The organism is Arthrobacter sp. 35W (assembly GCF_000482545.1).
Classification (GTDB): Bacteria; Actinomycetota; Actinomycetes; order Actinomycetales; family Micrococcaceae; genus Specibacter.
In genome coordinates this window covers 2022199-2042733 of record NZ_KI519454.1, presented here as the reverse complement: position 1 = coordinate 2042733, position 20535 = coordinate 2022199, and the positions used below count along the sequence as shown (strand labels likewise).

The window sequence follows — 20535 nt, the reverse complement described above, 5'->3', positions numbered from 1 at the left end:
ACCATCAGTTGTGACTTTTTCTTTGCACCCCATTCCTGACCAGGAGACCCCATGACTGACGCTACCTTGAACTCCACCGCGCCTTCCTCCAACAAGGCCGATTTCTGGTTCGATCCGATCTGCCCCTTCGCCTGGGCCACCTCCCGCTGGATCGGCGAGGTTGAGGACGTCCGCGACGTCGCCGTCGACTGGCACGTGATGAGCCTGTCCGTGCTGAACGAGAACAACGAGACCCTGTCCCCGGAGTACCGCGAGAAGGTTGCCAAGGGCTGGGGCCCGGTCCGCGTGATCACCGCTGCCGCCGCCGCCCATGGCGAGGGCGTCATCAAGCCGCTCTACGATGCCATGGGCACCCTGATCCACCACGACAAGGTCGAGGACCTGTCCGAGGTAGTGGTCAAGGCTCTGGCCGAGGTGGGGCTGCCCGCCGAGCTGGCCGAGGCCGCCACCACCGACGCCCACGACGAGGCACTGCGTGCCAGCCACCACGAGGGCATCTCCAAGGTGGGCCAGGATGTTGGCACGCCCATCGTGGCGTTCAACGACACCGCGTTCTTCGGCCCCGTCATCACCCGGATCCCGCGCGGCGAGGATGCCGGCCGGATGTGGGATGCCACCGTCACGCTGGCCGGATTCCCGGAGTTCTTCGAGATCAAGCGCAGCCGCACGGAGTACCCCAGCTTCAACTAGTTCCTCACAGTACGACGCACCATGTGACGCAAGGGAAAGCGATTTCCCTTGCGTCACAATCGTTTTTCCCCCGATTGATATCGATAACCTGACGTAGTTGACAGAATATGACACTTTTTTGTCAATATCGATCAAGATCAAGAGGGGTAGCGATTTGAAGATTTCTCGATTCAGCACAACCATGGCCGTTGCGGTTGGCACCGCCGTCCTCGGTGCCACACTTTCGGCACTGCCTGCATCTGCGGCAGCGCCGAACTTCGTCCACGTCGACTGTTCGGCGGCTCCTTCGGGTGTTGCTGACGGGAGCCAGCGGGCTCCCTACACAACCCTCGAGGAAGCCAATGCCATCACCTTGAAGGCGGGCGACAGGATCCGCTTCAAGCGTGGTGCCACCTGCCTTGGCACATTTGCGCCGAAGGGCAGTGGAACCAGCAGGCGGCCCATCAGCATTGGAGCCTATGGGCCGGGAAGGGCGCGCCCGGTCATTGACGGCGATGGGGCAGCCGACACTATCCTGCTGCGCAACATGGCTGGCGTTGAAATCTCCGGCTTGGAGGTCACGAACGCGAAGGGGCCGGCATCACTGCGCCGGGGCGTCTACCTGCTGCTGGAGGACTTTGGGACGGCGAACCACATGGTGGTTGACGACCTGTATGTCCATGACATCAATGGCAATGATGCCAAAGACATCCGCGGAAGCGGCGGAATTCTTGCCTCGGTGGGAGGCGAGGCCAAGGCAAGCAACTACAACGATCTGCAGATCACCAACAACAGGGTGGAGCATGTCACCCGCACCGGCATCGCCGCCGTCGCCAGCCTCTGGGCCCAGCGGGCGGAAGTCGGTAGCACGGTCATCACCAAACCGTGGACGGGCAACACCGGCATCGTCATCAGCAACAACAACGTCCTCGACACCGGCGGTGACGGAATCGTTCCGCAGACTGCCCTGGACGCCGTCGTCGAACACAACAGGGTCCACAAGTTCCAGCAGCGCTCGGCAGGGTACAACGCCGGGATCTGGCCGTGGAACTCAGATGGCACGGCCTTCCGATTCAATGAAGTCTCGGGCGGTGCCACCACACGCGACGGCATGGCCTTTGACATCGACCAGGGTACGGACCGGACGCTCTTTGAATACAACTACAGCCATGACAACGCCGGTGGATTCTTCCTGGTCTGCAACGCCGCCGGCCGCGTGGCCAATGCCGTGGTGCGCTACAACATCAGCCAGAATGACACCTTCCGAGGCATTGAGACCTGTTCCGGGGGCATTGAGAGCGCCGAGTTCTACAACAACACCATTTACATCGGCCCGGGCATTTCCCAAACGGTCATCAATGAAAACAATGCCAACCAGCGAAACGTCGGCTTCCGCAACAACATCGTGGTGAAGGAAGGTGCCGGCACCGCATCCTTGAACCTGCGCTCCGGTGGCTTCAAACTGGCCACGAATAATTTTGTCAACGTTGGCGGAGCGGAGGCTGACACCACCGCCGTCAACGGTGATCCGCGGCTGCTGGCCCGTGGAACGGCATCTGGCATTGACAGTGCGCTGGGGTACAAGCTCCACCGGTCTTCGCCACTGCTGGCGGCGGGCCAGTCCATTGCCGGCAACGGAGGCCGGGACTACTTCGGCAACGCCGTGCCAGCCACCGGTCCGGTGTCCATCGGCGCCTACAACGGTCCAGGCGTGCACGGGCCTGCCCCCGAACCGATCCCGGGTCCGGCGGTCCCGCCGGGGCCCATGCCTGCCGGCCGGGAGTGAGACTCGGTCCGGTCAGCACCACTAGCCCGCTGCCCGCAACCCGGGAACCGGGAACGGGTTGGGGAGAACTACTCCCGTGTAGTTCTCCCCAACCTCTTGACGCCGCTGGTGTGCAGGAGGAGCATTCTTTCTACCCACTACTGACACAGTGGGTTTAGGGACACCAAAGATTCAGAGACGGAACCGGGCGCAGCTCTTGTGGCAAAGTTCGGGGAAGGTTGCCAGTGACGAGGCAACAGGACCTGAAGGTCTACGGAGTCCCCCAGACCGCAAAGCGTCACCAAGCGGCCGAAGTCGAAGCCCCACCAACGGCAAAACGCTGATGGGGCTTCCCCTTTGCCCAAAAACCCTCCGCCGTCGAATCTGTGTAGCAGTAGTCGCTCCAAAGACGCCTCTGAAGAACATCTACTGCCACACAGATGTGCGCTGTGCATTGCTAGGCTGGCGGGCATGACCCTGGATTCCCTGGACGCCGTCCGTGCCCGCATCGATGAGCTGGATGCCTCCATCATTGCCCTGATCGCCCAGCGCCAGGCTGCCGTGGTGCGGGCGGGGGAGCTCAAGCCGTCCGGCGACGCCGCGGCCGTCAGGGCTCCGGCCCGCGTGGAGCAGGTGGTTGCCAAGGCCCGGGCCCGGGCAACAGAGTCTGGTGCCTCGCCCGACGTCGTCGAGCAAACCTACCGCGCCATGATTGGCGCCTTCATCGACCTCGAGCACGGCGTCAATTCCGCCGAACGCTAGGTACAAAGCATCTGTGCAACAGATAACGCTCCCAAAATCGATTTTGGGAGCGTTATCTGTCACACAGTTGAGGGCTACGCCTGGGCGGGCTCCTCGGCGGGGGCCAGCTCGACGCCGGCCACGGTGAGTTCGCCCTCGGCGGCCTGCACGATGATCTCGCGGGCGTTGGCCGCTGCCTTCAGGTCGCCCAGACCGGCGGTCAGCTGGGCTGCCTGGGCCTCGGGGGCGGTGATGGTGGCGGTGAGGACCTCGGTGCGCTGCTTGACCTTGGCCTCGGACTTGGCCTTGCGGATGCCACTGAGCGCGGAACCCACGGTGGCCAGCATGGTGTTGTCGCCGTCGGCAACCTCCACCGCGGTGGGCCAGGTGGCGCGGTGCACGGAACCGGCACGCCACCAGCTCCACACCTCTTCCGTCGCGAACGGCAGGAAGGGTGCGAACAGGCGCAGCAGCGCGTCAAGGGTGGTGGCCAGGGCCGCCAGCACGCTCGCCTGCTCCGCCTCGCCGGCAGCGCCGTAGGCGCGGTCCTTGATGAGCTCCACGTAGTCGTCAGTGAACTGCCAGAAGAAGCTCTCGCTGATCTGCAGGGCGCGGGCGTAGTCGTAGTTGGCGAAGGCGGCGCTGGAGGAATCCACGACGGCGGCCAGCTGGGCCAGCAGGGCGCGGTCCAGCGGGTTGGTGACCACGGAGAGGTTCGCGGCGGTGACCACGGAATCCTGCGTGGCGCCCAGGTTCAGCACGAACTTGGAAGCGTTGAGCAGCTTGATGGCCAGACGTCGGCCGATCTTCATCTGCGCAATCTCGTAAGCCGTGTCGGCGCCGAGCTTGGCCGAAGCGGCCCAGTAGCGCACGGCGTCCGAGCCGAATTCGTTCAGCACATCGGTGGGGACCACCACGTTGCCCTTGGACTTGGACATCTTCTTGCGGTCCGGATCCAGGATCCAGCCGGAGATGGCCGCGTGCTTCCACGGTGCGGACTTCTGCAGGGCATCAGCGCGCACGGCGGAGGAGAACAGCCAGGTGCGGATGATGTCGTGGCCCTGCGGACGCAGGTCGAAGGGGTAGACCTTGGCGAAGAGCTCCTCATCCCGGCTCCAGCCACCCACGATCTGCGGGGTCAGCGAGGAGGTGGCCCAGGTGTCCAGTACATCGGCGTCGCCGGTGAAGCCACCGGGAACGTCGCGCTGGGCTTCCTCAAAGCCGATCGGGGCGTCAGCCGCCGGGTCCACGGGGAGCTGGGCATCCGTGGGCAGGATCGGCGTCTCGTAGACCGGGTTGCCCTCGGCATCCAGCGGGTACCAGACGGGCACCGGCACGCCGAAGAAGCGCTGGCGGGAGACCAGCCAGTCGCCGTTCAGGCCGGAGATCCAGTTGTCGTAGCGCGAGCGCATGAACGCGGGGTGGAATTCGATTTCCTGGCCGCGGCCGATCAGGCGTTCGCGGCGGTCCTCGTCACGGCCGCCGTTGCGGATGTACCACTGGCGGGAGGTGACAACTTCCAGGGGCTTGTCGCCCTTTTCGAAGAAGTTCACCGGGTGCATGATTTTCTTCGGCTCGCCGTCCATCAGCTCGGCCGCGGTGAGCAGCTCGACGACGGTTTCCTTGGCGCTGAAGACGGTCTTGCCGGCCAGCGTGGCGAAGTGGGCCTTGCCCTCGTCGGTGGTGATCCACGACGGAGTCTCGCCCGTGATGCGGCCGTCGCGGCCGATGATGGCGCGGGTGGGCAGCTGCAGTTCACGCCACCAGGTGACGTCGGTCAGGTCGCCGAAGGTGCAGACCATGGCAATGCCGGAGCCCTTGTCGGCTTTGGCCAGCGGGTGCGGGAAGACCTCAACCTCGACGCCGAACAGCGGGGAGGTGACCTTCTTGCCGAAAAGCGGCTTGTAGCGCTCGTCGTCCGGGTTGGCCACGAGGGCGGCACAGGCGGCCAGCAGTTCGGGGCGGGTGGTCTCGATGAAGATCTTGGTGCCGTCTTCGGCGAAGAACGGGTAGCGGTAGTAGGCGCCGGGCATTTCCCGGTCCTCCAGCTCGGCCTGGGCCACGGCGGTGCGGAAGGTGACATCCCACAGGGTGGGGGCCTCGGCCATGTAGGCATCGCCGGCGGCCAGGTTGGCCAGGAAGGCGCGCTGGGAGACGGCGCGGGAGTTGTCGTCGATGGTGCGGTAGGTCAGCTTCCAGTCAACGGATAGGCCCAGGGTCTGGAAAAGGTGCTCGAAGACCTTCTCGTCCTCAACGGCCAGTTCCTCGCACAGCTCGATGAAGTTCCGGCGGGAGACGACGTCGAAATCGCGCTGGTTCTTCGCGGGCGTGGCCGGCGGGCGGTAGTCGGCGTTGTAGGCGATGGCCGGGTCGCAGCGGACGCCGAAGTAGTTCTGCACCCGGCGCTCGGTGGGCAGGCCGTTGTCGTCCCAACCCATGGGGTAGAAGACGTTCTTGCCGTTCATGCGCTGGTAGCGGGCCAGCACATCGGTCTGGGTGTAGGAGAACATGTGTCCAACGTGCAGGGACCCGGACGCGGTGGGCGGCGGGGTGTCGATCGAGTACACCTGCTCACGCGTGGTGTTCTCATCGAACTTGTAGGTGCCTTCAAGGCCCCAGCGCTCGGTGAACTTGGCCTCAAGGCCTTCGAGGGCGGGCTTGTCGGGGACGTTGGACGGGGTGGTGGCGGGCGTGTCTGTGCCCGGGATAAGTTCAGCCATGGGTCAATTCTTTCATGCTTTGCGCTGACGCCGGGAAGTCGGCGGGTGGGGCTAGGATGCGGGCATGGGCACCGTGAGGATTCTGCGCGTGTACGACGACGGCGCGCCGGGGGAGCTGCGCGTCCTGGTGGACCGCTTGTGGCCGCGCGGGGTGAAGAAGGAGCGCGTGGACCTCTGGCTGAAGGATGCCGCGCCCAGCCCCGAGCTGCGCATCTTCTTTGACCACCGGGCCGAGAGATTCGCGGAGTTCGCCGCGGCCTACCGGGCGGAGCTGGCCGACAATCCCGCCGTCGACCAAATCAGGGAACTGGCCCGGGACCAGGACGTCGCTCTGGTGTACGGAGCCAGGGATCCGGCGATCAACCACGCCGTGGTGCTGCTGGCCGCCGTCGAGGATGCTGCCCAGCAGGGCTGAGCTGACGCGATAGATTTGTTCCATGCCTGAGAACACGCCCGCATCCACAGCCCCCTTCAAGCACGCCGTCGTCACAGGTGCCAGCTCCGGCATCGGTGCCGCCACCGTCCGCAAGCTGCGCTCCGAGGGCTGGTCCGTGGTGGCCGTGGCCCGGCGCGCCGAGCGGCTGGAGGCGCTGGCGGCCGAAACCGGCGCCGTGCCCTTCGCCGCCGACGTCACGATCGACGACGACGTTGCCGCGCTGGCAGCCTTCGTGGCCGGCAACGGTGGTCTGGACACGCTGATCAACATCGCCGGCGGCGCCCGCGGTGCCGACCCGATGGCCACGGCCAACAATGACGACTGGGAATGGATGTTCCAGGTCAACGTGCTGGGCACCATGAAGATGGTCCGGGCCTTCCTGCCGGCCCTGCGCGCGCACGGCCACGGCACCATCCTGAACCTGACCTCCTCGGCGGCCCTGGCCCCCTACGAGGGCGGCGGCGGCTACAACGCCGCCAAGTTCGGCCAGAAGGCCATCACGGGTGCGCTGCGACTGGAGGAAGCCGAGCACAATATCCGCGTCATCGAGGTGGTGCCGGGCCTGGTGCAGACCGACGAGTTTGCGCTCAACCGCCTCGGCGGCGACCCGGCCGCCGCGGCAAAGGTGTACGAGGGCGTGGCCGAGCCGCTGGTGGCCGAGGATGTGGCCGATGTGGTCTCCTACGCCGTCGGGCTTCCCCACCACATCAACCTGGACGAGATAGTCATCCGGCCGGTGGCGCAGGCGGCCAACCACAAGCTGATCCGCCGCCTGTAGAACGACACAGAGCCCAGACAGAGCCCGGACGGGGCCCCGAGGCGGCATGGTGGCCAAAGACACGCGGCCAGCGGGCTGCGCGCGGGATTTCCATGTCACTTAGACTGGCGATGTCCCCTAGAATGGGGACAAAAGCGTTGACCCGGCCATCACCGGTGAGCTTCCGGAAGAACACGTCCTTCGCCCCCTGGGTCCAGAACGCCAGTAGAACCGGACGGGTAAGCCCGTCACAGCAGTCAATGAGCGGCCGCCTAGGCCCCGGCAACGGATAACAGGGCGGTAAGCGAGGTGGTACCACGGTGCCCGCCGCCCCACTATTGGGTCGGCCGGGCAGCGTCCTTGCATCCTGAATGATCTGTTCGCTCCGACCAGGATGATGAGATGACCCATTACCCGAAGGCCTCTGCCGCTGGCAGCTCCGCTGAAAACCGCCATGTCCCCGCTTCCGTGCGTTTCCCGGAGGTCGAAGAACGCATCCTGAAGTACTGGGATGAGGACGGCACCTTCCAGGCGAGCATCGACAACCGCAGCGCGGGCGATGACGGCAGCAACGAGTTTGTCTTCTACGACGGCCCGCCCTTTGCCAATGGTCTGCCGCACTACGGCCACCTGCTGACGGGCTACGTCAAGGACCTCGTGGCCCGCTACCAGACCCAGCGCGGGCGCCGGGTTGAGCGCCGCTTCGGCTGGGACACCCACGGTCTGCCGGCCGAGCTTGAGGCCATGAAGCAGCTGGGCATGACGGACAAAAAGCAGATCGAGGCCATGGGCATCGACAAATTCAATGACGCCTGCCGCTCCTCCGTGATGAAGTACGCCGGTGAATGGCAGAACTACGTCAACCGCCAGGCCCGCTGGGTGGACTTCGACAACGACTACAAGACCCTCAACGTGGAGTACATGGAGTCCGTCATCTGGGCCTTCAAGCAGCTCCACGAGAAGGGCCTGACCTACCAGGGCTTCCGCGTGCTGCCGTACTGCTGGAAGGACGAGACCCCGCTCTCCAACCACGAGCTGCGCATGGACGACGACGTCTACAAGATGCGCCAGGACCAGACTGTCACCGTCACGTTCCCGCTGCTGGCCGGCGAGTCCGAGCTGTCCAAGGAACTGGCTGGGGTCAACGCCCTGGCCTGGACCACCACGCCATGGACCCTGCCCACCAACCAGGCCCTGGCCGTCGGGCCCACCGTGGCCTACGCCGTCGTGCCCGCCGGCCCCAACGGTTCCGCCGCAGCGGGGGAGCGCTTCCTGCTCGCCAGCGATCTGGTCGGCGCGCACGCCAAGGACCTCGGCTACGACGACGGCGCGGCTGCCGCCGAGGCCGTCACCGCCACCTACCTGGGCTCCGAGCTTGAGGGCCTGCGCTACCAGCGCCTCTGGGACTACTTCGCCGACGAGGAAACCTACGGCACGGCCAATGCCTGGCAGATCCTCGTGGCCGACTACGTCACCACCACCGACGGCACCGGCATCGTCCACCAGGCACCCGCCTATGGTGAGGAAGACCAGAAGATCTGCGAGCAGTACTCCATCCCCGTGGTGCTGTCCGTGGACGAGGGCGCGCGCTTCCTGCCGCTCTTCGCCACCGGCGAGCTGGCCGAGATCGCCGGCGTGCAGGTCTTTGACGCCAACAAGGCCATCACCCGCGTGCTGAAGGCCGGCGGCCGACTGCTGCGCCAGGCCAGCTACGAGCACAGCTACCCGCACTGCTGGCGCTGCCGCACGCCGCTGATCTACCGCGCCATCTCCTCCTGGTACGTCGAGGTGACCAAGATCAAGGAGCGCATGGTTGGCCTGAACCAGGAGATCAACTGGATCCCCGAGAACGTCAAGGACGGCCAGTTCGGCAAGTGGCTGGCCAACGCCCGCGACTGGTCCATCAGCCGCAACCGCTTCTGGGGCAGCCCCATCCCGGTGTGGCAGTCCGACGACGCCGAATACCCGCGCACCGATGTCTACGGCTCCCTGGCCGAGATCGAGGCCGACTTTGGCCGGCTGCCGCTCAACGCCGCCGGCGAGCCCGATCTGCACCGCCCGTTCATCGATGAGCTGACGCGCCCGAACCCGGACGACCCCACCGGCAAGTCCACCATGCGCCGTGTCGAAGACGTGCTGGACGTGTGGTTCGATTCCGGCTCCATGCCCTACGGCCAGGCCCACTTCCCGTTCGAGAACGAGGAGTGGTTCAACACCCACAACCCGGCCGACTTCATCGTGGAGTACATCGGCCAGACACGCGGCTGGTTCTACATGCTGCACATCCTCTCGACGGCGCTCTTTGACCGCCCGGCCTTCCGCAACGTCATCAGCCACGGCATTGTGCTCGGCTCCGATGGGCAGAAGATGTCCAAGAGCCTGCGCAACTACCCGGATGTCTCCGAGGTTCTGGACCGCGACGGCTCCGACGCCATGCGCTGGTTCCTCATGTCCAGCCCCATCCTGCGCGGTGGCAACCTGGTGGTCACCGAACAGGGCATCCGCGAGGGCGTCCGCCAGGTGATCCTGCCGCTGTGGAATGTGTACAGCTTCTTCACGCTGTACACGAACACCGCCAACGGCGGCGCAGGCTACGACGCCCAGCTGCGCTACGACGGTTACTCCGACACCCTGGACGAGTACCTGATGGCCAACACCGGCGATCTGGTGCGCGCCATGCGCGAACAGCTGGATGACTACGACGTCTCGGGTGCCTGCGACTCGCTGCGCAGCTACCTGGACATGCTGACCAACTGGTACGTCCGCCGCAGCCGCCAGCGCTTCTTCGACGAGAACCACGACGCCTTCGACGCCCTCTACACGGCGCTGGAAACCGTCAGCCGTGTCTCCGCCGCGCTGCTGCCGCTGGTCACCGAGGAGATCTGGCGCGGGCTCACCGGCGGGCGCTCCGTGCACCTGACGGATTGGCCCGAGGCCTCGCTGTTCGCCGCCAACCCGGACCTGGTGGAGCAGATGAACCGCATCCAGCAAATCTGCTCCACGGGTTCCAGCCTGCGCAAGGCCGCCAAGCTGCGTGTGCGCCTGCCCCTGCAGGAGCTCACCGTGGTGGCGCCGAACGCCGGCGCGCTCACCAGCGCCGCCGCCGTCGTCGCCGACGAGCTGAACATCCGCTCCGTGCGGCTGGTGGACGCCGCCACGGCCTCGCCTGAGGAGTTCGGCATCGAGCAGAAGCTGGTAGTCAACGCCCGCGCCGCCGGTCCGCGCCTGGGCAAGAACGTCCAGCTGGCCATCAAGGGCGCCAAGGGTGGCGACTGGTCCGTCGTCGACGGCGTTGTCACCGCCGGCGGCCTGGCGCTGGAGCCCAGCGAGTACACGCTGGAGACGGTTGTTGCCGATTCCGGCGACGGCGCGACGGCGGCTGTCGCCGTCCTGCCCGGCGGCGGGTTCGTGGTGCTCAACACCGAGCTCACCCCCGAACTGGAGGCCGAGGGCACCGCCCGCGACATGATCCGAGCCATTCAGGCCGCCCGCAAGGAAGCCGACCTGAATGTCAGCGACCGCATCCGCACTGTGGTCAGTGGACCGCAGGAGACCATCGACGCGCTGCACGCCAACGCCGAACTCGTCAAGACCGAGACGCTTACCGTGGATCTGGAACTGGTCCCCGGCGATTTTGAGACCACCATCACTGTCGACAGGACGGTAGCCTGATGAACCCCGAACACGACGCGTTCTCCGTGGAGAGCGTCTACGCCGAGCTGCTGGGCCGCGCCCCGGAAAACAAGATGGAGCCGCGCCTGGCCCCGCTGTTCCGGGCGATGGACATCCTGGGCGAGCCGAACAAGGCCTACCCGATCATCCACATCACCGGCACCAACGGCAAGACGTCCACGGCGCGGATGATCGAGTCTGGTCTGATGGCACACGGCCTGCGCACCGGCCGCTACACCAGCCCGCACTTGACCCGGGTCACCGAGCGGATCAGCATCGACGGCGCCCCGGTGCCCGATGAGACGTTTGTGCGGATCTGGGACGAGATCCACCCTTACCTTCAGATCGTCGACGCCGAGCTGGTTGCCGCCGGCGAGCCGCGGCTGACGTACTTCGAATGCCTGACGATCCTGGGCTTCGCCATTTTCGCGGACCAGCCCGTCGATGTGGCTGTCATTGAGGTGGGTCTGGGCGGCATCACCGATGCCACCAATGTCGGCGACGGCCAGGTGGCCGTGGTGACGCCCATTTCGCTGGACCACACCGAGCTCCTCGGCGACACCACCGGTGACATTGCCCGTGAGAAGTCCGGCATCATCAAGGAGGGCGCGTTCCTGGTGAGCGCCGCCCAGCCCACCGACGCCGCCCAGGTGCTGCTCGAGGCTGCCCGGGAAAAGAACGCGGAGTTCCGCTTCGAGGGCATCGAGTTCGGCGTCGAGTCGCGCAGCGTGGCCGTCGGCGGGCAGCTCATCACCCTTCAGGGCCTCGCCGCCCGGTACCCGGACATCCTGCTGCCGCTGCACGGCGCACACCAGGCGGAGAACGCCGCCGTCGCGCTGGCAGCCCTGGAGGCCTTCTTTGGCGGCGGCGCCCGCGAACTGGACCTTGACCTGGTCCGCGAGGGCTTCGGCAACGCCAGTTCGCCCGGTCGGCTGGAAGTGGTCCGCACCTCGCCCACCATCGTGGTGGACGCCGCGCACAATCCCGCCGGCATCAAGGCCTCCGCCGAGGCGCTGCAGGAGGCCTTCTCCTTCTCCAAGCTGGTGGTCATCCTGGGTGTGCTGCAGGAAAAGGACGCGGAGGAGATCCTGCGCCAGCTGCGCGAGGCCTACGGCGATGAGGCAGATGAAATCTGCCTGACCCAGTCCAACTCGCCGCGCGCCATTCCGGCCGCCGAGCTGGCCGAACTGGCCGCCGATCTGGGCTGGGACGAGGCGAACATCCACATCGCAGAGAAGCTCGACGACGCCATCGAGTGGGCCGTGGAACGCGCCGACAGCAACAATGACCTGGCCGGCGGCGTGCTCGTCACCGGGTCCATCACGCTGGTGGCCGAGGCCCGCATGCTGCTGGGCCGACCGGGTGAAAAGGAAACGTTCTGATGGCCCGTTTGACCAAGGCCCAGCGTGAATGGCGCCCGGGCATGCCCAAGAAGCGCCGCTCCACCAAGGTCATGTTTGCCTCGGTGGTGCTGAGCCTTGAGGCCTTTGTGGTGTTGTTCGCCGGGCTGGCCCTGTTTGGCCTGCGCGGCAAGGACACCACCATCCTCATCGCCTCGGTGGTGGTGGCCGTGGTGTTCATCGGCGCCTGCGCCTTCATGGGCAAGACGCGGGGCCTAGCCCTGGGCTGGGTCCTGCAGCTGGTGCTGATTGCCATGGGGTTCCTGGAACCCTCCATGTTCATCATCGGCGTCCTGTTCGCCGTCGCCTGGTGGTACGCCCTGCGCGCCGGTTCCAAGATCGACGTCGAGAATGCCCGCCGCGATCGGGAACAGGCCGAATGGGATGCCGCGCACCCCACCGGCACAGCGGACGGAACAGCCGCCGCCGGCCCGTCCGCCCCGTAGTCCCGCCGCAAGTAAACTGGTCAACGAACCCCAACCAACGAAGAAGTGGAGCAACTGTGAGCATTGAGCGCACTCTTGTACTGGTCAAGCCCGACGGCGTGGCCCGCAACCTCTCCGGCGCCATCCTGGCCCGCATTGAAGCCAAGGGCTACACCCTGGTGGAGCTGAAGAAGACCGACGCCACCCGCGCGATGCTCGAGGAGCACTACGCCGAGCACGTGGGCAAGCCGTTCTACGAGCCGCTGGTCGAGTTCATGCTCTCCGGCCCCGTGGTTGCGGCCATCTTCGAGGGCCAGCGTGTCATCGAGGGCTTCCGTGCCCTGGCCGGCACCACGGACCCGACGACGGCAGCCCCCGGCACCATCCGTGGCGACCTGGGCCGCGACTGGGGCCTGAAGGTCCAGCAGAACCTGGTGCACGGCTCCGACTCCGTAGAGTCTGCAGAGCGCGAAATCGCCATCTGGTTCGCCTAACCACACCTACAACTGAGGCGCAGCAACTGCACGAAATCCACGGATTTTCAGCAGTTGCTGCGCCTCAGTTGCGTCTCCGGAGGGTGCTAGCCGACGCCGCCGCCTAGGAAGACGTTGATGAAGCGGAAGAAGATGCTGGCGATGACGCCGAGGTAGAGAAGGCCGATGATGATCCAGGTCCACTCGGCGAGGAACTTCTTCACGCCAGGGGAGGCCGGGATGACGCCGTTGAGCACATTGCGCACCGTCACCCAGGCGAACAGGGGGATCATCATGGCCCAGACCACCATGCAGTAGGGGCACAGGACGCCGATGACGTACAGCGCCTGCGACCACAGCCAGACGATCATGGCCATGCCGAGCGTGACGCCGATCTGCAGGCCGATCCAATACCACCTGGCCAGCTTCGCCCCCGAGAGCAGCACCATGCCGGTGGTGATGATGACGGCGAAGGCTGCGACACCGATCAGCGGATTGGGGAACCCGAAAAGGGCCGCCTGGGGCGTTTTCATCACCGTGCCGCAGGCAATCCACGGATTGATGTCGCAGCTGGTGATGGCATTGGGGTTCTTGTACAGCTCAAGGCGCTCCAGCACTAGGATTCCCGCGGCGAGCCACGAGATGGCTCCGGTGACCACCAGCAGCCAGCCGAATGCCTTGCGGCGGGCGAACAGCGGCAGCTTCGCCTCGCCGTCGTCGCCGGCCCCGGCAGAGGCAGGAATGGGGGCACCGGCGGCGCGAGCCGCCACGGAACCGCTAGGGGAAATCTTGGACCGAGCCATGGTTGCCTGTCTCCTTAAAGGTTCTTGTGCCCCTGATTGTACCTACGCAAACTTGGTGCCCGGTGTGCCGTCCGGGCCGCCCCACTGGTGCGTGTGAGACAATGGGTTCGGCTGGAAACCGATCCACATGCGGGTTCCGGCCCTGTGGCAAGCTTTCACGGCTCGCCGGTGATGATCGCAGTGCGGACGGGGTGAAGATACCCGGCGCTGGGACGATCCACCGGGCGGCCCCGCCGGAACCACCGGCGGAAGGACAAGCAACCCACGGGCTTGCCAGTGATGCCGCACCCCACCGATGGTGCCGCCTGGCAGGTATTCAATCGACTTCTGTCGGCCCCTGCGGGTGCCGACGTTTTAGCCCTTCTGGCGCCGGATGTGGCGGTGTTGGCAGGGCCGGAGTAACGCCACAAATGGATAAAGACATCACTTCACAGGAATCAGCAGCAGCTCCCGAGGAAGCCGAGGCCGCGCCGAAGCGGGCCCCGCGCACCCGCCGGAAGGCCACCACGACCTCCGACGCCGCAGCCCCCGCCGCGACCGAAACCGCCTCCGTTGACGCCGATGCCGAGACTGCCCCAGCCGAGCCGGCTGCCAAGGCACCGGTCAAGCGCGCCACCCGCAGCCGGGCCAAGAAGGTCGCAGAGCCGGCCGTCGAGGCTGCCGCAACCGAGGCGTCCGCCGAGACTGCAGCGGTTGTTGAAGCCGACGCCGCTGGGATCCCCGCAACTGAAATTCCCGCCGCGAAGGCACCCGTCAAGCGCGCCCCGCGCCGCCGGGCCACCTCGGCAGTCACCTCCCCGGCCGCGACGGTGGACGCTGCCGCCGAGGCAGCACCCGTTGAGGCGGTTGTTGAGGCCCCCGCCGCCGAGGCAGTGGTCGAGGCGGAGGCGCCCGCGAAGGCTCCGGCCAAGCGCGCCACCCGCAGCCGCACCCGCAAGCCCGCCGCCGAAACCGCCGTCGAGGGCGCAGCCGAAGAGGCAGCCGAGCCCGCCGTCGTCGAAACCGTCGAAGCCGTGGAAGCACCCGCCGAGGAAGCAGCCCCGGCCAAGACCACCCGGACCGCAGCGAAGGCTCCGGCCCGCAGCCGTGCGCGCCGCACCACCGCCGAGCAGCGTGCCGCCGTCATTGCCGAGGCCGTCCAGGCCGCCGAAGCCGCAGCACAGGACGAGGCACTCGAGGCCGAGGGCGAAGCCACCGCCGAGGCCCCGGCGGCAGCGGCTCCCGTTGTTGAAGCCGTGGCCGAGAACGCCGTGCCGGTCCAGGACGCGCTGTTCCTGTCGCCGTCGCTGCTGTTCCAGGCCCCCGATCTGAGCCTGGCCGTGGCCATTCCCGCGGTTCCCACCGTGGACGAGGTCGATGAGGACGAAGAGGGCGAGGAGGCCGGTGACGGCAACCGCCGCCGCCGCAGCCGTTCGCGCAAGGGCCGTGCCCGCACCGGTGCCGAAGAGGGCGAGGCCGGCACCGAGACCGAGGGCGAAGACACCGAAGAGGCAGCCGCAGCCGACGACGGCGTGACCTCCCGCCGTCGCCGTCGCCGTCGCCGCGGAGATGCCGATCTGGAGCTGACCGGCGGCACGGATGAGGATCCGCCCAACACCATTACCAAGGTCCGCGCCCCGCGCCAGCCCTCCGAGGCCCCCGTCTCCAACCGCGTCACCAGCCTGCGCGGCTCCACCCGCCTGGAAGCCAAGAAGCAGCGCCGCCGCGAATCCCGCGATTCCGGCCGCCGCCGCCAGGTCATCACCGAGGCCGAGTTCCTGGCCCGCCGCGAGTCCGTGGACCGCACCATGGTGGTGCGCCAGAGCGATGACCGGATCCAGATCGGTGTCCTCGAGGACGGCATTCTGGCCGAGCACTTCGTCTCCAAGACGATGCAGGATTCGCTGATCGGCAACGTCTACCTGGGCAAGGTCCAGAACGTGCTGCCGAGCATGGAAGCCGCCTTCGTGGACATCGGACGCGGCCGCAACGCCGTGCTGTACGCCGGCGAGGTCAACTGGGATGCTGCCCAGCTGAACGGCCAGCCGCGCCGCATCGAGAACGCCCTGAAGTCCGGCGACGCCGTCTTGGTGCAGGTCACCAAGGATCCGGTAGGCCACAAGGGTGCCCGCCTGACCAGCCAGATTTCGCTGCCCGGCCGCTACCTGGTCTACGTACCCGGCGGCTCCATGACCGGCATCTCGCGCAAGCTGCCCGACGTCGAGCGCAACCGCCTCAAGCGCATCCTCAAGGACCATCTGCCCCAGGACGCGGGCGTCATCGTGCGCACCGCAGCCGAGGGTGCCAGCGAGGAAGAACTGACGCATGACATCAACCGTCTGCGTGCGCAGTGGGAGGGCATCCAGACCCAGACCAACTCCACCAAGACGCTGGCCCCGGAGATGCTCTACGGCGAACCGGATCTGACCATCAAGGTGGTCCGTGACGTCTTCAACGAGGACTTCACCAAGCTGATCGTCTCCGGCGACGACGCCTGGGACACCATCGAGGCCTACGTGACCTATGTGGCCCCGGACCTGGTGGACCGCCTCGAAAAGTGGACCAAGACCGAGGACATCTTCGCCGCGCACCGCATCGATGAGCAGATCAACAAGGCCCTGGAGCGCAAGGTCTTCCTGCCCTCCGGCGGCTCGCTGGTGATCGACCGCACCGAGGCCATGACGGTGGTTGACGTCAACACGGGCAAGTTCACCGGTTCCGGTGGAAACCTGGAAGAGACGGTCACCAAGAACAACCTGGAAGCGGCCGAGGAAGTGGTGCGCCAGCTGCGTCTGCGCGACATCGGCGGCATCATCGTCATCGACTTCATCGACATGGTGCTCGAATCCAACCGCGATCTGGTGCTGCGCCGGCTCGTCGAGTGCCTGGGCCGCGACCGGACCAAGCACCAGGTGGCCGAGGTGACCTCGCTGGGTCTGGTGCAGATGACGCGCAAGCGCATGGGCACCGGCCTGCTGGAAGTCTTTGGCGAGCAGTGCGAGACCTGCGCGGGCCGCGGCATGGTGACCCATGAGGTTCCCGTGGAGCACCGCCGTGCGCACACCATCGCCGCCGAGGCACACCACCCGGCACCCCGTGGCGACCACGCCCGTTCCGACAATCGTTCAGACAACCGTGCTGACAGCCGTCCCGAGGGGCGCGGCGACGGCCGCAGCACCGCCGGTCGTGACGAGCAGCGCTCCGATGGCCGTGGCGAGGCGGGCCGTGGATCGCGCAACGAGCGCAAGCGCAGCCGCAGCCGCCAGCAGTCCCCGGCCGAGGTCGAGGCAGCTCCGGCACCGGTGCACCACGAGGAACTCAGCGACGAGGCCAAGGCATCCAAGGCAAGCGCCGCCCGCGCCGCCCTGGCAGCCGTGGCAGCAGCCACAGCCGCGTCGCACCACGACGACCACGTCCACGCAGAGCCGGCGCATGCCCCGGCCCCGGCCAGCGTCCCGGTGCTGACCTTCGGTGACGAGGCAGTGGAACTGCCCCGCGGCGACGGCCACGGTGCCGAAACCGTAGCCGACAAGGCCGCGACGCTTGCCGATCTGGCACAGGCCCTGGACCAGCTCTCCGGAGCCGAGCCGGCCGAGGATGAGCGGGAGGGTGCTCCGCAGCGCTCCTCGCGCAGCCGCCGTGGACGCCGCAACCGCAGCGCCAGCCGCGCCCAGGGTGCAGCGAACGAGAACGAAGTGACCCAGCACGAGGGGCATGAGGGAGCGGACGCCGCTTCCGAGGCAGCTCCGGCCCACGTGGCCAAGGTTGAGCCGGCCGCCGCGCCGGTGAAGACCGTGCCCGCCAATGAGCCCATCATCCTGGGTGTTGGCGTGCCGGCGTCCGAGCTCTAGCCTCTGGCACCGCGGGAACCCGTCGGCCGCCGTCCACCATGTTTACGCATGGTGGACGAGGGCAGGCGGGTTCTGTGTTTAACGCGCCGTGGCGCGATGTTGCGTCCTCCGTTTAGCCCCAGCCGGGGCCACGGGTAGGCTGGATCACAGACACGGGGTGCCTGGACAATCGGTCCGGCTGAGATCCAAACCCGTTGAACCTGTCCGGTTAGAACCGGCGAAGGGATGTCCAGTGGCCTCTTTTGTTGCGTCCGCACCGTCCACCTCCGCTTTCCCGGCGCTGCGCCCCGTGCCGCGGGTCCTGAGCATTGCCGGCTCGGACCCCTCGGGTGGAGCCGGCATCCAGGCCGATCTGAAGAGCATCGCCGCCAACGGTGGCTACGGCATGGCTGCCATCACGGCCCTGACCGCGCAGAACACGCACGGTGTTGCAGCCGTCCATGTGCCGCCGGCGGAATTCCTCACCGCGCAGCTGGACTGCCTGTCCGCCGATGTGGCCATCGATGCCGTGAAGATCGGCATGCTCGGCCAGGCGGACGTGATCGACGCCGTAGGTGCCTGGCTGGACGCCCACCGGCCCGCCGTCGTCGTCTTGGACCCGGTGATGGTGGCCACCAGCGGTGACAGCCTCCTGAGCCCGGAGGCCGCCGCGGCCCTGCGCGCCCTGGTGCCCAAGGCACATCTGGTGACCCCCAACCTCGCCGAGCTGGCCATCTTGGTGGACCAGCCGCAGGCCGCCACTTGGGCCGACGCTGTGGACCAGGGAAAGCTGCTGGCCGTCGACGCCGGTGTGCTGGTGCTGGTGAAGGGTGGGCATCTGGATGCACTCGACTGCCCGGATGCCCTGGTGGGGCCGGATGGATCGGTGGTGGAGGCCATTCTGCCCCGTGTCGCCACGGGCAATACACATGGCACCGGCTGCTCGCTGTCTGCGGCGCTGGCCACGGCCCAGGCGCAGCTGGGGGACTGGCAGCAGGCTCTGCACCAGGCCAAGGGCTGGCTGCACGATGCCCTGGCGCATGCTGATGTGATGGAGGTTGGCACCGGCAACGGCCCCGTCAACCACTTCCACCGCCTGTGGGCCAGTGCCGCCCCGGTGGGGGACGAGTTCTCACGCAGCCTGTGGCAGGAGACCGAAGAGGTCCGCGGCGAGATCTTCGCGCTGGACTTCATCACCGCGCTGGGAGACGGCACCTTGGCGGAACCGCATTTTGCCTATTACCTCGCCCAGGACGCGCTGTACCTGAACAGCTATTCCCGCGTGCTCGCCAAGGCCAGCGCCCTGGCCCCCACGGAGGACGAACAAAGGTTCTGGGCCAAGGGCGCCCAGCAGTGCCTCGCCGTGGAATTGGATCTGCACCGCACCTGGTTGAGCAAGCACCCCACCTCGATGATGCAGGGACCGGTCACCAAGTCGTATGTGGACCACCTGGTGGCCGCCTCGGCACAGGGGAGCTATGGCGAGCTGGTGGCGGCGCTGCTGCCCTGCTACTGGCTCTACGCCGAGGTTGGCGCCGTGCTGCACGGCCAGTACATCCAGGGGAAGGACGCCGGCACTGCCGGGCACCCCTACGGATCCTGGCTGGAAACCTACGCCGATGAGGACTTTGCCGAGGCCACCCGGACGGCCATCGGCTACACGGATTCTGCGGCCCGCAACGGATCGGCAGCCGAGCGGGAGCGGATGCGTGCGGCATTCATGGATTCTGCCCGCTATGAGCGTGACTTCTTCGACGCGCCCCGGCTCCACGCCTAGGGACGTGCGTGGCGCGCCAACGGCCCAGGTCCCGCGGCTGCTGCGGTTTAACGCTAGGATGGTGCTGCAAGGTTCCGTGACAGGGCTGAAGCCGGCGCAGTACATGAAGCAAATGCAGCATATGCGCCGCATCACAGCCGCCAGTCCGGTACCGGTCTCATTTGCGGCCGAGGGCAGAATTAGCGTATTCTAGATCTTCGGTGCTTACGCCAACCACAGGGCAATCACTCCATGGCTTTATTCCATGTGAGGTCCTCGGCGTTGAGGCACATGGTGCATGGCATGCAATGTTCATAAAGCAATGCGGGCCATGCACGGTTGGAACCAAAGCAGAATATCTGCCGGTCCAGCGAGAAACTTTGTAATGACGTCGAGAGAAGTGAGTTCCCCAGTGGTGTACGCGATTGTCCGCGCAGGCGGCCGCCAAGAGAAGGTTTCCGTCGGAGACTTCGTGACCATGAACCGCGTCCCCGGTGGAGTTGGCAGCACGCTTGAGCTGCCCGCTTTGCTCTTGGTTGATGGTGAGAAGATCACCTCGGCCGCTACGGACCTGGCTAAAGTAAAGGTTACGGCTGAGAAGCTGGAGGATCTTCGTGGCCCGAAGATCGTCATCCAGAAGTTCAAGAACAAGACCGGCTACAAGAAGCGTCAGGGCCACCGTCAGGAACTGACCAAGGTCAAGATCACCTCAATCGCTTAATTGCGGTTGTTGAACTAAAAGTCTTAGTCGAAAAGGTAGGCATTTTAAATGGCACATAAAAAGGGTGCGAGCTCCACTCGCAACGGTCGTGATTCCAACGCTCAGTACTTGGGTGTTAAGCGCTTCGGCGGTCAGGTAGTCAAGGCTGGCGAGATCATCGTCCGCCAGCGTGGAACCCACTTCCACCCCGGCGCAGGCGTTGGCCGCGGTGGAGATGACACGCTGTTCGCTCTGGCTGCCGGTGCAGTCGAGTTCGGCACGGCCCGTGGCCGTCGCGTTGTGAACATCGTCGCAGCAGCTGCTGCAGAGTAATACACACGCTTTTCCCAGTGGAGCGGGCCGCATGGCTCGCTCCACTGGCTTTTAACAGTACGTCCGCCTTACCAGG

At 66.3% G+C, this 20535-nt stretch carries 15 protein-coding genes and 1 riboswitch; of the genes, 13 read left to right on the top strand and 2 right to left on the bottom strand.

The genetic code is table 11. The annotated features are described in order from the left end of the window. Positions 1-51 precede the first annotated feature (51 nt). The 3 genes from K254_RS0109010 to K254_RS0109000 all read left to right on the top strand — a co-directional run bounded on the left by K254_RS0109010 (position 52) and on the right by K254_RS0109000 (position 3196). Complete coding sequence (locus tag K254_RS0109010) at positions 52-690, top strand: mycothiol-dependent nitroreductase Rv2466c family protein (RefSeq protein ID WP_035749156.1); 639 nt, start codon at positions 52-54, stop codon at positions 688-690. Positions 691-871: 181 nt separating this feature from the next. Continuing rightward, on the top strand, positions 872-2455 hold the full coding sequence (locus K254_RS22545) for a right-handed parallel beta-helix repeat-containing protein (protein ID WP_051389002.1): 1584 nt from the start codon (positions 872-874) through the stop codon (positions 2453-2455). Between the two features lie 450 nt (positions 2456-2905). Beyond that, positions 2906-3196 carry a chorismate mutase gene (locus K254_RS0109000; protein WP_081709979.1) on the top strand — a complete coding sequence of 97 codons (291 nt, stop codon included), beginning with the start codon at positions 2906-2908 and terminating at the stop codon, positions 3194-3196. Positions 3197-3270: 74 nt separating this feature from the next. Here K254_RS0109000 and valS read toward each other — a convergent pair whose 3' ends face one another. Beyond that, positions 3271-5895 (bottom strand): valine--tRNA ligase, encoded by a 2625-nt coding sequence (gene valS / locus K254_RS0108995; RefSeq protein WP_026555089.1) that lies wholly within the window; start codon positions 5893-5895, stop codon positions 3271-3273. A 64-nt stretch (positions 5896-5959) separates the two neighbouring features. Between valS and K254_RS0108990 the strand changes: the two genes are divergently transcribed. From K254_RS0108990 to ndk, 6 genes are all read left to right on the top strand, one after another. Then, on the top strand, positions 5960-6310 hold the full coding sequence (locus tag K254_RS0108990) for a DUF488 domain-containing protein (protein ID WP_026555088.1): 351 nt from the start codon (positions 5960-5962) through the stop codon (positions 6308-6310). 22 nt (positions 6311-6332) lie between these two features. Further along, positions 6333-7109 (top strand): SDR family oxidoreductase, encoded by a 777-nt coding sequence (locus tag K254_RS0108985; RefSeq protein WP_026555087.1) that lies wholly within the window; start codon positions 6333-6335, stop codon positions 7107-7109. A 381-nt stretch (positions 7110-7490) separates the two neighbouring features. After that, positions 7491-10760 (top strand): isoleucine--tRNA ligase, encoded by a 3270-nt coding sequence (gene ileS, locus K254_RS0108980; RefSeq protein WP_026555086.1) that lies wholly within the window; start codon positions 7491-7493, stop codon positions 10758-10760. Beyond that, complete coding sequence (locus tag K254_RS0108975) at positions 10760-12142, top strand: bifunctional folylpolyglutamate synthase/dihydrofolate synthase (protein ID WP_026555085.1); 1383 nt, start codon at positions 10760-10762, stop codon at positions 12140-12142. Before ileS ends, K254_RS0108975 begins: the two co-directional genes overlap by 1 nt. Continuing rightward, complete coding sequence (locus tag K254_RS0108970; RefSeq protein ID WP_035749154.1) at positions 12142-12606, top strand: DUF4233 domain-containing protein; 465 nt, start codon at positions 12142-12144, stop codon at positions 12604-12606. Before K254_RS0108975 ends, K254_RS0108970 begins: the two co-directional genes overlap by 1 nt. 56 nt (positions 12607-12662) lie before the next feature. Continuing rightward, on the top strand, positions 12663-13079 hold the full coding sequence (ndk, locus tag K254_RS0108965) for a nucleoside-diphosphate kinase (protein ID WP_026555083.1): 417 nt from the start codon (positions 12663-12665) through the stop codon (positions 13077-13079). Between the two features lie 86 nt (positions 13080-13165). On the opposite strand, the gene K254_RS0108960 is transcribed toward ndk, so the two are convergent. Beyond that, positions 13166-13861, bottom strand: coding sequence for a vitamin K epoxide reductase family protein (locus tag K254_RS0108960; RefSeq protein ID WP_081709978.1), 696 nt, complete (start codon positions 13859-13861; stop codon positions 13166-13168). Positions 13862-14271: 410 nt separating this feature from the next. Between K254_RS0108960 and K254_RS0108955 the strand changes: the two genes are divergently transcribed. The 4 genes from K254_RS0108955 (at position 14272) to rpmA (ending at position 20459) form a co-directional block, all read left to right on the top strand. After that, on the top strand, positions 14272-17691 hold the full coding sequence (locus K254_RS0108955) for an Rne/Rng family ribonuclease (RefSeq protein WP_026555081.1): 3420 nt from the start codon (positions 14272-14274) through the stop codon (positions 17689-17691). Positions 17692-17834: 143 nt separating this feature from the next. Then, positions 17835-17934: riboswitch (TPP riboswitch) on the top strand. After that, entirely contained in the window at positions 17924-19447 is a 1524-nt protein-coding gene (locus K254_RS0108950; protein WP_035749152.1) for a bifunctional hydroxymethylpyrimidine kinase/phosphomethylpyrimidine kinase, read from the top strand. Its footprint overlaps the riboswitch before it by 11 nt. Before the next feature lie 391 nt (positions 19448-19838). Next, positions 19839-20147, top strand: a complete 309-nt coding sequence (gene rplU / locus K254_RS0108945; protein WP_026555079.1) for a 50S ribosomal protein L21 — start codon at positions 19839-19841, stop codon at positions 20145-20147. A 48-nt stretch (positions 20148-20195) separates the two neighbouring features. Beyond that, entirely contained in the window at positions 20196-20459 is a 264-nt protein-coding gene (rpmA, locus tag K254_RS25295) for a 50S ribosomal protein L27 (protein ID WP_081709977.1), read from the top strand. Positions 20460-20535 lie beyond the last annotated feature (76 nt).